The organism is Bradyrhizobium sp. AUGA SZCCT0431, from assembly GCF_018131065.1.
Taxonomy (GTDB): domain Bacteria; phylum Pseudomonadota; class Alphaproteobacteria; order Rhizobiales; family Xanthobacteraceae; genus Bradyrhizobium.
This window is the reverse complement of record NZ_JAFCLR010000021.1, coordinates 96,060-107,020: the sequence shown is the minus strand read 5'-3', so window position 1 is coordinate 107,020 and position 10,961 is coordinate 96,060. Positions and strand designations below refer to the sequence as shown.

Genomic DNA, 10,961 nt, shown 5'->3' with positions numbered 1-10,961 from the left:
CCGCGGAACCAACGCTGCGGCCAGTGCGTTCTAAAAATACCACATTGGCAACGCAGTCATGAGCACCTTTCTTCCAGTCGTGCTTGCCGCGGCGCTCTTCAGCACCGCCATCGCCACGATGCCTGCGGATGCCGCTCCTCGAAAAAAGAACCCTGCAGCGAGCGTCGCTCAGCCGCCCGCGGACAGATTTTTAGCCTGCGATGTCCGGGTGCGAGACTATCTTCGCGAAGGCGGCGCGGCGATACGGGTGACCAAGATCGAAGTGGACGATGCCCGACTGCAGTTGAACATTCATCATGAGTACGGAGAGGCGGGAAAGTCGTCTCGAAAATACCTCCGCGGGGACACCGAAGAGGAAATGCGCAAAAATCTGCGCGGAATATTGGATGAGTTCGCTGCGGCTGCGAAGGCCGCAACGACTGGTCGCGCTTGGTATGTGATCGCTGCCCGCAAGGTCATGCCGGACCTCCGCGACAATTCGGGCGAGACCACGAATCCGTGGACGGCCATCGTGCTGGCGGATTTCGAGGGAAAATGCAGACCCATCACGTTCTATCAGTCTGTCGACCGGAACAAGCTCGATCCTGAACTGAGCAAGAAACTGGATGAGTGAAGTTTTGCGCTCGAAGTGATTTGCAGTCGTAGCGACGGCGCCTGGACGCCAGTTTGCAGTATTGGCGGCGAGGCTCGGTTTTCATCGCCTTGTTGGTCACGCAGCGGCAGGACCATGCCTATGATGGCCGAACTCTAGTCGTTGACAGGGACCAATTGCTCAAGTTGCTTAAGCGTTCGCAGGAACATCTCGAGTTCCTTGGTGTCTATTTTCCTTGCGACGTCATCCATGGCTACATCCCACATCGCGTAGGCGGATTTCAAAAGCTTCGCCCCGATCGTGGTCGTTCGAACAATGCGTTCGCGTTCGTCGGATGAGGCCCGATATATAACAGGGACGGAAATAGTCGTTGACGGTGGATTGATCGCGGCAGGTATGGGATAGCCGGCCGCTCGATGACTGAGCGCACAGGCCGCATCAGCAGCTTGCTACGCGCACCACGCGGGTTTGCCGATTTGCGCAGACTCGCGTGAGGTGCCGCGGACCGCGCGGCGGCCGCACCGCACTTCAACCGGCAGGCGGATCGGTTCGGCGCAGCGTCGTTACCCAGATGACGCGCGCTACCTGCTGCGTCGGATTGTCGAACATGTGCGGCACGATGCTCGGGAAGCGGAAACTATCGCCCGCCTCCAGGACATGGGCTTCGTGGTCGAGCCACAGACGCAGGCTGCCCGACAATATGTAGCCCGCCTTTTCACCGGTGTGCTGGAAGAAGTCGGTGCCCGACGAGCCGCCAGGGTTGAGCGTGAGTTCATAGAGCTCAAGTTCACCCTTCTCGGCAGGGGTGAGCGCTTCCTTGACGACGCCGCTGGCGGTGAGCCGAAGCAGCCGCCGATCATTCTTCCGCACGATATAGCGCTGCGGCTCGCCGGTGTCGGTTGCTCCGAAGAAATAGGAGATCGGCACGTCGAGAGCGATGCTGAGGAGACGCAGCGTGCGCACGGACGGCATGGCGAGCGCGCGTTCGAGCTGGCTGATCATGCCGGTGGACAGGCCGGTACGCTTGGCGACGTCCTGAATCGAGAAGCCTGCGCGCTGGCGCAGCAGCCGCACGGTCTCGCCAAGCCGCCGCTGATCGACCGCGTCGTCGCTTTCGATCGCCTGGGCGTTCTTCGGAACGCTCACGCCGCCGCGGCCAGCCATGTCGCTCTCCCGTGCATCGTCTCGTAGCCCCAACCGTCTCTGGACCCGCCGCCCGAGCGGCGATCAGTTTCATCGAATAATCGGACCATACCATCAATAGGATTGACTCGTTTATTTAGCTGTGATGAAATTTGGATGCAAATAATTAGAATTACTAAAGCTCAGCTAACCTCTGCGTTGCCGGGTTTTCGAGATCGGGCACGGGGGATCGGTGCCGCGCGCGCGAAAACGGAGACGGTCATGGCGGACGAAACGGGCAAATTCGACATTCCCGCATTGGGCAACTCGGCCTTCGGCGTACCGAACCGCCGCCAGTTCATGCTGATTGGCGCGAGCGCTGCGGCGGGACTGAGTGCTACGGCCTCGGCATTTGCCCAGACGGAACGTCCGGGCAATCCGCCCGCCAAGCCACGCGGGCAGGTGATCGCGGCGCTGTCGCAGGAGCCGACCGTCTTTCACCCCCTGATGCCCGGTATCGAGGTCGATCAGGGCGTTTGGTGGCAAGTCTTCTCGCCGCTGTGGTTCATCGATCCTGATGGCAACTTCGTTCCTGACCTGGCCCGCGAAGTTCCCACCATCGAGAACGGCGGGCTTTCGGCCGACGGTCTGACCTGGAAGATCAAGCTGCGCAGTAACGCCAAGTGGCATGATGGCACGGCGTTTACGGCTGATGACGTCAAGTTCTCCCTTGAGCTGATCAACAACACGGATTTCCGCGCGCGGAACCGCGTCGGCCATAACCTGGTCAAGGACATCAAGGTCGTCGCGCCCGACGAGGTTCACTGGCGCATGGAGGCGCCGTATTCGCCCTATATGTCGATCCTGTCGCTGACCTGCATGGTGCCCAAACACATCCTGGAGAAGGTCTCGGATCCGAACAGCTCGCCGTTCCACAATGCGCCGGTCGGGACCGGACCGTTCCGTTGGGGCGAGCGCGTGCCTGGCGACCACATCCTGTTGCACGCCCATACCGGCTACCACGGCAAAGGGCCTTATCTGGAGCGCGTCGTCTTCAAATACATCCCGGACCTGACCGTCCTGTACACCCAGTTCCGCACCGGCCAGGTCGATTACACGGGCTTGCAGGGAATCCTGCCGAACTTCGTGCAAGAGGCGAAAACGCTGCGTGGCCGCAAGATTTTCGTGTCGTCGACGGCCTCGGTGGAGCATGTCGCGCCGAACCTGGATTTCGGTCCATTCACCGACCGCACGGTGCGCGAGGCGCTTTATCTCGCGATCAACAAGAAGGCGATCATCGACGCGCTCAATTACGGTCTGCCGACGCAGACCGAGAGTTTTGTGCCGCAACAGGCCTGGTCGTTCCAGCAGGGCCTGCCGCAGCACAGCTATGATCCGGCGAAGGCAAATGCGCTGCTCGATGCGGCGGGATGGGTGCGCGGCGCAGGCGGCATCCGCGAGAAGGGCGGCGCCAAGCTCGAATTCACCAATTCGACCACGTCCGGCAACGCCGTGCGCGAGCAAACCCAGCAGCTGCTGATTCAGGACTGGCGCGCGATCGGCGCCGCGATGCGCGTCAACAACATGCCGGCTGCGGTCATCTGGGGCGAGTTCTGGCAGCAGTCGAAGTTCAATTCGGTCCTGGTGTCCGTGAACTTCATGCTGGGCAGCGATCCGGACGCGACGCCGCGCTTCGGCTCGGGCGCCATCCCGGCCAAAGGCGGACGCGGCTTCAACACCTATCAATACCAGAGTCCGGAGGCCGACCGGCTGCTCGCCGAGGGCGCCAAGCAGTTCGATCTTGCAAAGCGCAAGGCGATCTATGGCGACCTTCAGAAGCTGATCCGCAACGACCTCGCGGTGCTGCCGCTGTTCCAGGGCACCATCACCGAGGGCGTCAAGGACGGATTGCAGGGCTTCCGGCACAACATCAACGCCTCGTCCAACTGCTGGAACATCCGCGAATGGTACTGGACCTGACGCGTCTGATCCGGGGGATTGCCTGAATGGCCCGTTACGTCGCCAATCGCCTGATGCAGGCGATCATGTTGCTGGTGATCGTCTCGGCGCTCGGCTTTGCGATCCTCCATCTGGCGCCTGGTGGCCCGCTCTCGCAATTCGCCGCCTCGGCGCAAATGACGCAGGAGGACCTCGATCGCGTCACCAGGCAGCTCGGCCTCGATCGTCCGCTGCCGATCCAGTATCTCGACTGGTTCGGCCGCATGCTCAGAGGCGACTGGGGTCGATCCTATCGGGACGGTGAGGCGGTGCTGTCCGTCATCGGCTCTCATCTCGGCGCCACGCTCGAACTGATGGCGACCGCGACCCTCATAGCGGTACTGCTCGGCTGCTGGATCGGCGTGCTTGGCGCCGTGCGCCGCTATTCATTGTTCGATTCGCTGGCAACTGTCGGCGCCATGATCGCGCTCTCCATTCCGACGTTCTGGTTTGGGCTCGTCACGATCTATCTGTTTTCGGTGAAGCTCGGCTGGTTGCCGTCCGGCAACCGGCACACGATCGGTGACGGCTCACTGCTCGATCTCCTGCATCATCTGATCGCACCGGCCGTGGTGCTGGCACTTGTCGAGACCGCCATCTGGGGGCGCTTCATGCGCTCCTCCATGCTCGAGGTCATCAACCAGGATTACATCCGCACCGCGCGCGCCAAGGGGATGCCGGAGTGGCGCATCCTGACGGTGCATGCCTTGCGCAACGCCCTGCTGCCGATGATAACAGTTGCGGGCCTCCAGTTTCCAACATTGCTCGGCGGCGCGCTGGTCACCGAAACCGTGTTCACCTGGCCCGGCATGGGCCGGCTGTTCCTCGATTCGATCGGCTATCGCGATTATCCCGTCGTGATGGGCATCCTGATGTTTTCGGCCATGATGGTGCTGATAGGTTCGCTTCTCGCCGACATCCTTTATGCCGTCGTCGATCCTCGGATCAGGGTGGGATAGGCGATGAGCACCGCAGCCTTGCAGACCGTCCAACTTGCTCCCGGCCAAGCCGCCTGGCAGCGCTTTCGCCGTCATCGGCTCGCTTTGGCGGGTGCCGTGACCATCGTCATCCTCGTGCTGGGTTCGGCGTTCGGGCCTTATCTCTTGCCGTTCGACGACACCTTTATCGACATCATGAAGCGGTTCGCGCCGCCATTGTCGGGAGCTCACATACTTGGCACCGACGAACTTGGCCGCGACGTGCTGGCGCGGCTGATGATGGGAGGTCGCGTGTCGCTCTCCATCGGCATCGTCGCCATGACCATCGCCATGGCGGTCGGCATCCTTGTCGGCGCTTTCGCGGGCTTCTACGGCGGCGTCATCGGTGCCGTGCTGATGCGGTTCGTCGATGCCGTGCTGTGCTTCCCGGCGATCTTTCTCCTGCTGGCGCTCGCGGCGCTCACCGAGCCGGGCTTGATGACCACCACCTTGCTGATCGCGGCCACCGCGTGGATGAGCGTCGCCCGCGTGGTGGAAGCGCAGGTCCGTTCGCTTCGCGAACGCGAGTTCGCGATCGCCGCCGTCGCCTTCGGTTCGTCGAACCTGCGGATCATGTTCCGCGAACTCGTGCCCAACGCTATGGCGCCGATCGTGGTTGCGGCCACGCTCAACGTCGCCAAGGCGATCCTGCTCGAATCCTATGTCAGCTACCTCGGATTCGGCATTCAGCCGCCGGCCGCGAGCTGGGGCAACATGCTCAACAATGCGCAGATCTATATGACGAGTGCGCCCTGGCTTGCGATTGCGCCAGGCATTGCCATCACGCTCGCCGTGACCAGCTTCAACTTCCTCGGCGACGGACTGCGCGACGCCCTCGATCCGCGCATGAACATCCCATGAAGCGCCAACTAGAGCGTTTTCCAGCGAAGTGGATACCGGTTCGCGTGAAGAAAACGCGTCAAAACAAAAACCTAGAGCCCCGTTCCGATACAATCGGAACGGAATAGGCTCTAGCTTCGATCAACGTTATTGTCAGGAGAGTTTCATGTCCCCGCCACTCAGCCGCATCACAAGCGACGAGCGCTTGCCGGCGCAAGCCGATGTTGTCGTCATCGGCGGTGGCGTCATCGGCGTTTCGGCGGCCTATCATCTGGCGAAGAAAGGACACTCCGTCGCGCTGATCGAGAAGGGGCATGTCGGCGCGGAGCAGTCGAGCCGCAACTGGGGCTGGTGCCGCCAGCAGGGCCGCGCGCGTGCCGAGATTCCGCTGGCCCGCGAGGCGCTGCGGCTGTGGGAGGACATGCAGAACGACGCCGGCGTCGATGCCGGCTTTCGGCGCACCGGCGTCTTGTTCCTGACCAAGAACCCGCAGGAACTGGCCGCGTGGGAGAAGTGGGCCGAGATCGCGCGCGAACAGCAGGTTCATTCAACCGTCTTGTCGGCGGCCGAGGTCGCCGAGCGCGTGCCCGGCAATGCCGACAGCTGGGTCGGCGGTTTGCACACGCCGAGCGATGGGCGCGCCGAGCCTTCGATGGCCGTGCCGGCGCTCGCGGCCGCCGCGCGCAAGCACGGTGTGACCATTCATCAGAGCTGCGCCGCGCGCGGGCTCGAAACCGAGGGCGGCCAGGTGAGCGCGGTCGTCACCGAGAAGGGGGCCATTCGCACGCAGTCCGTGCTGCTGGCGGGAGGGGCGTGGTCGTCGCTGTTCTGCCGGCGCCACGGCATCGAGCTGCCGATCGGCCTCGTCAACGCCACCGCGTGCCGCACCACGCCGGCGCCGGAAATCACGATGGGCGCGCTCGGCACCGACTTCTATTGCATCCGCCGCCGCCTCGATGGCGGCTTCACGCTGGCGCTGCGCGGCCGCGGCACGGTGGAAGTGTCGCCGGATCTGTTTCGCTATGCCAAAACCTTCTGGCCGACCTACAAGCAGCGCCGCAAGGGACTGAAGCTGTCGTTCGGAAAGTCGTTTTTCGATCAGGTCATGCGCGGCACCAACTGGAGCCTCGACAAGCCTTCGCCGTTCGAGACCGAGCGGGTGCGCGATCCCGCGCCGGACATGTCGCTGGTCAATTCGGCGCTCGCGGCGCTGATCAAGTCAAATCCCGAGTTAAAGGGCATCGAAGTCGCGGAGGCCTGGGGAGGCACAATCGATACGACGCCCGACACCATTCCAGTGATTTCTCCCGTCGACTCCCTGCCGGGCTTTTTTCTCGCGACCGGCTTCAGCGGTCATGGATTCGGCATCGGACCGGCGGCCGGCAAGCTCGCCGCCGACATCGTGACGGGCGATACGCCACTGGTCGACCCGGCGGCGTACAGCCATTTGCGCCTCATCGACGGCCGGCCACTTGCGCCGGTCGCTCTGTTCTAGCGGTGTCGGATCGGGGCAGCTCGCAATGACATTCCTCTACAAGGCCAACGCGACCCGCGGCCTCGAATGGGCCCGCCATTTTGCGGCGCGCGCCCCGGAGCTGCCGTTCCGGCTCTGGCCCGATGTCGGCGATCCGGCAGAGGTGCGCTATCTCGCGGTGTGGAGCCCGCCGGAAAACATCGCCGCAACCTTCCCCAATCTCGAACTCATCTTCTCGGTCGGAGCAGGGGTCGATCAATTCGATTTCTCGCAGCTTCCACCCCATGTTCCGCTCGTCCGCATGCTGGAGCCCGGTATCGCGGAGGGCATGGTTGAATATGCCACCATGGCCGTGCTCGCGCTGCACCGCGATCTCGTGCACTTCATCGCCCAGCAGCGCCAGCAGATCTGGCGCGAGATCCGGATCACGCCGGCCACGAAACGGCGCGTTGGCGTGATGGGCCTCGGCCTGCTCGGTCAGGCGGTGCTTGAACGGCTCAAGCCATTCGGCTTTCCGCTTGCCGGCTGGAACCGCTCGCTGCGCACCATAGAAGGTGTCAGCTGCCATGCCGGCCGGGAGACATTGCCGGATTTTCTCGCGCAGACCGACATCCTTGTCTGCCTGCTGCCGCTGACCGATGAAACCCGTGGCATCCTGAATATGAGTCTGTTCGAGGCGCTGCCGCGTGGTGCTCAACTCGTCAATGTCGGGCGGGGCGGGCATCTGGTCGAGGCAGACCTCATTGCGGCTCTGGAGCGTGGCCTGTTGTCGGCCGCCGTTCTTGACGTCGCCGAACAGGAGCCACTGCCGGCGGGCCATCCGTTCTGGAACCATCCGCGCATTCTCCTCACACCACATATTGCGAGCATGACGACGCCGGAAACCGCGGTCGAATTCGTGCTCGATACCATCGGTCGCCACCGCCGCGGTGAAGCCTTGCCGGGTCGTGTCGATCGTGACCGCGGCTACTGAAACCGTGCATTGAAAGCTTCAGGATGAGTATTGGCCCAAGCGGACCTGACCCTCTCGACACCGGCGCAACGCCGCCCCGGGCAACGGATTCGTTCGGAGAAGCGCAGGCCGCGGTGCTGTCGATCGCGGGTCTGACCACCTCGTTCATCCGCGATGGGCAATGGATTCCCGTCGTCCGGAACGTGTCGTTCGAGGTTGCCGCGAAAGAGACGGTGGCGATCGTCGGGGAGTCGGGCTCAGGCAAGAGCGTCACCGCGCTCTCCATCATGCGGCTCATTCCGCAAGACAGCGGCCGCATCCAGGGCAGCATCAAGCTCGCGGGCCGCGATCTCCTGACGTTACCCGAACAGACCATGCAGGATGTGCGCGGCAACGAAGTTGCCATGATCTTCCAGGAACCGATGACCAGCCTCAATCCGGTGCTGACCATCGGCTTTCAGATCGCCGAAGCGCTGATCTACCATCGGGGCATGTCGCGCGCGGCGGCCGAGGCCGAGACCGTTCGCCTGCTTGAGAGAGTCCGCATCCCGGCGGCGAAATCGCGTTTCCATGAACATCCCCATCGCTTCTCCGGCGGCATGCGCCAGCGTGTGATGATCGCCATGGCGCTGGCCTGCAGGCCGAAGCTGCTCATCGCCGACGAGCCGACCACCGCGCTCGACGTCACGATCCAGGCGCAGATCCTCGAGCTCCTCAAGGTTCTGCAGGAAGAAGAGGATATGTCGATCCTCTTCATCACGCATGACATGGGAGTGGTGGCCGAGATCGCCGACCGCACCGTGGTGATGTATGACGGCCAGGCGGTGGAGGCCGACAGCACCGCACGGATCTTCGCTGTGCCTTCGCATCCTTATACCCGCGCGCTTCTCTCCGCCGTGCCGCGTCTCGGTTCCATGGAGGGGCGGGCGCGGCCGATGCGATTTCCGATCGTCGATAAGGTAACGGGAACGTCGGATGAACCGACGGAGACGCCCGATACGGTCGCCGCATCAGAGCGGCCGGTGCTCGACGTCGCCAACCTGACCACGCGGTTTCCGATCCGTTCCGGCCTGTTCGGCAAGGTCTCGGGCCGCGTCCATGCGGTGGAGAACATATCCTTCAGCGTGCACGCCGGCGAAACACTGGCGCTTGTCGGTGAGTCCGGCTGCGGCAAGTCGACGACGGGCCGGTCCATCCTCAAGCTCGTCGAGCCGGACAGCGGCTCCGTGCTGGTCGATGGCGAGGATGTCCTCGGCATGGGCGCCTGGGCCCTGCGCGCGTTGCGCAAGCGCATGCAGATCGTCTTCCAGGATCCGTTCGCGAGCCTCAATCCGCGCATGTCGATCGGCTCGGCGATTGCCGCGCCGCTCTATGCCCATGGACTGGCTTCCTCGTCGCAAGCGCGCGACAAGGTTGCCGATCTATTGGTTCGCGTCGGACTGACGGCAGATATGGCGTCGCGCTTTCCGCACGAGTTCTCCGGCGGGCAACGCCAGCGCATCTGCATCGCCCGCGCGCTGGCGCTCGGGCCAAGGCTGATCATCGCCGACGAGGCGGTCTCGGCGCTCGACGTCTCGGTCAAGGCGCAGGTGGTCAATCTGATGCTCGACCTTCAGGCGAGCATGGGTCTTGCCTATCTCTTCATCTCCCATGACATCGCGGTCGTCGAGCGGATGAGCCACCGTGTCGCTGTCATGTATCTCGGCGAAATTGTCGAGATCGGACCTCGCGCGGCGGTGTTCGGGAATCCGCAGCATCCCTATACCAGGAAGCTGATGGCGGCCGTACCGATCCCTGATCCTGCGCGCCGCGCCGAGAAGCGCGGTGTATCCAACGACGAAATCAAAAGTCCGGTGCGCGCGCCCGACTACCGGCCTCCGGTTCGCCAGTACCGCGAGGTCACACCGGGCCACGTCGTCCAGGTTTGGGACCAAGAATGGTCGGGCTAACCGAGAGTGTTATATCGCAACGCGCGTGGTGGCGCGCGCGAGGCGAGCCATTGGTGCCGCTCCGGCGCGGTGAGCGCGAGGGGCCGATCGTTGAGCCTCTGCTGGCGAAACCCGGTTTCCCACACGCATCGACGATCTACGAGTGCTCATATCCCGAATCGCTTGTGAGCGCGCCTACTCAGCCCTTCATCATATCCCCGAGCAAGTTCGCCGCCACCGTCAGCTTGGCGAGCGCCAGGCCGGGCTGACCCGTCTTGTTTTTGTTTGGGTTTTCGGGGCTCATAGTCCCACTCTCGGTTTTGGTGGGACACCCAATGTTCCTATTTTGAACGCCAACGATCCCACTTATCAAGCTGGCGAAGATAGGCTTCCAGGCTTCGAAGCCGCTCCATATTCAGGGAATTTTGGGTCTGTAATCGCGCCGCGAGCCCGATGGGCAGCGCCATAGGCGGTCTTGCAAAGAGCGCGATGACGAAGTTGTGCCCCTGATTTGCCCGACGTGTCAAAATGTTTTCGTGGGTAAAGCACCCATGCGAGCGACCCGCCTGTTACTTTGCATGGGGTTGTTTTCGATATTTTAGTTGGAAGCGAGTACCGCGTCGGCCTTTCGGCTGCGAAGGGGCGCGCCCGTCAATCAATCATCGCAACTGCTGCCTTCCCGTGGCTTACCGGATCCTTGCCACAACGTCGGGCCGGTTCTTCTCGAGCCAGGCCACGGCCTCGGGTCCATCAACGACGCACTCGAAGGTTTCCCAGGTTGGGTCCTCCAGGGATTCCGATTGCAGCCGCTTCGCCGCATACTCAACGAGGTCGTGCAAGCGTTCGTATCCTCGTCGGCGCTCGAGGGAATCTGCAATTGCAGTGCTGGCCCATCCTCGTTGGGCCAAATCGATAATGCGCGGAGCGGCAGCCTCGCTGAACCAGGGTGTGGCATCGAACTCGATGCAGCGAACATTATCGGCGGTATGGCAAGTAGCGTGGATCATTGGATTCCTCCGTTCGCCGGCGAACAACCTGCGCAACTCGCGTTGCGCTTCAGAGTTTCACATCGCTGCCG

The 10,961-nt window shown here is 62.9% G+C and carries 9 protein-coding genes; 7 read left to right on the top strand and 2 right to left on the bottom strand.

Annotated elements, in window-relative coordinates; translation table 11 throughout:
• Positions 1-58: 58 nt before the first annotated feature.
• A complete protein-coding gene (locus JQ567_RS21525) occupies positions 59-613 on the top strand; it encodes a hypothetical protein (RefSeq protein ID WP_212440641.1) in 555 nt (184 codons plus the stop codon).
• A 507-nt stretch (positions 614-1,120) separates the two neighbouring features.
• On the opposite strand, the gene JQ567_RS21520 is transcribed toward JQ567_RS21525, so the two are convergent.
• On the bottom strand, positions 1,121-1,756 hold the full coding sequence (locus JQ567_RS21520; protein WP_212440640.1) for a helix-turn-helix domain-containing protein: 636 nt from the start codon (positions 1,754-1,756) through the stop codon (positions 1,121-1,123).
• A gap of 240 nt (positions 1,757-1,996) precedes the next feature.
• Here JQ567_RS21520 and JQ567_RS21515 point away from each other — a divergent pair, with 240 nt between their 5' ends.
• The 6 genes from JQ567_RS21515 (at position 1,997) to JQ567_RS21490 (ending at position 9,904) form a co-directional block, all read left to right on the top strand.
• Positions 1,997-3,694: a peptide ABC transporter substrate-binding protein gene (locus tag JQ567_RS21515; RefSeq protein ID WP_212440639.1), complete on the top strand. Its 1,698-nt coding sequence runs from the start codon at positions 1,997-1,999 to the stop codon at positions 3,692-3,694.
• Between the two features lie 26 nt (positions 3,695-3,720).
• Positions 3,721-4,671, top strand: coding sequence for an ABC transporter permease (locus JQ567_RS21510; RefSeq protein ID WP_212440638.1), 951 nt, complete (start codon positions 3,721-3,723; stop codon positions 4,669-4,671).
• A gap of 3 nt (positions 4,672-4,674) precedes the next feature.
• The gene (locus JQ567_RS21505; RefSeq protein ID WP_212440637.1) at positions 4,675-5,550 is read left to right on the top strand and encodes an ABC transporter permease; all 876 of its coding nucleotides are present in this window, start codon (positions 4,675-4,677) and stop codon (positions 5,548-5,550) included.
• 145 nt (positions 5,551-5,695) lie between these two features.
• Entirely contained in the window at positions 5,696-7,024 is a 1,329-nt protein-coding gene (locus tag JQ567_RS21500; RefSeq protein ID WP_212440636.1) for an FAD-binding oxidoreductase, read from the top strand.
• A gap of 25 nt (positions 7,025-7,049) precedes the next feature.
• On the top strand, positions 7,050-7,976 hold the full coding sequence (locus JQ567_RS21495; RefSeq protein WP_212440635.1) for a glyoxylate/hydroxypyruvate reductase A: 927 nt from the start codon (positions 7,050-7,052) through the stop codon (positions 7,974-7,976).
• Between the two features lie 23 nt (positions 7,977-7,999).
• Positions 8,000-9,904, top strand: coding sequence for an ABC transporter ATP-binding protein (locus JQ567_RS21490; RefSeq protein ID WP_212440634.1), 1,905 nt, complete (start codon positions 8,000-8,002; stop codon positions 9,902-9,904).
• 665 nt (positions 9,905-10,569) lie between these two features.
• Here JQ567_RS21490 and JQ567_RS21485 read toward each other — a convergent pair.
• A complete protein-coding gene (locus JQ567_RS21485) occupies positions 10,570-10,890 on the bottom strand; it encodes a hypothetical protein (protein ID WP_212440633.1) in 321 nt (106 codons plus the stop codon).
• Between the last annotated feature and the right edge of the window lie 71 nt (positions 10,891-10,961).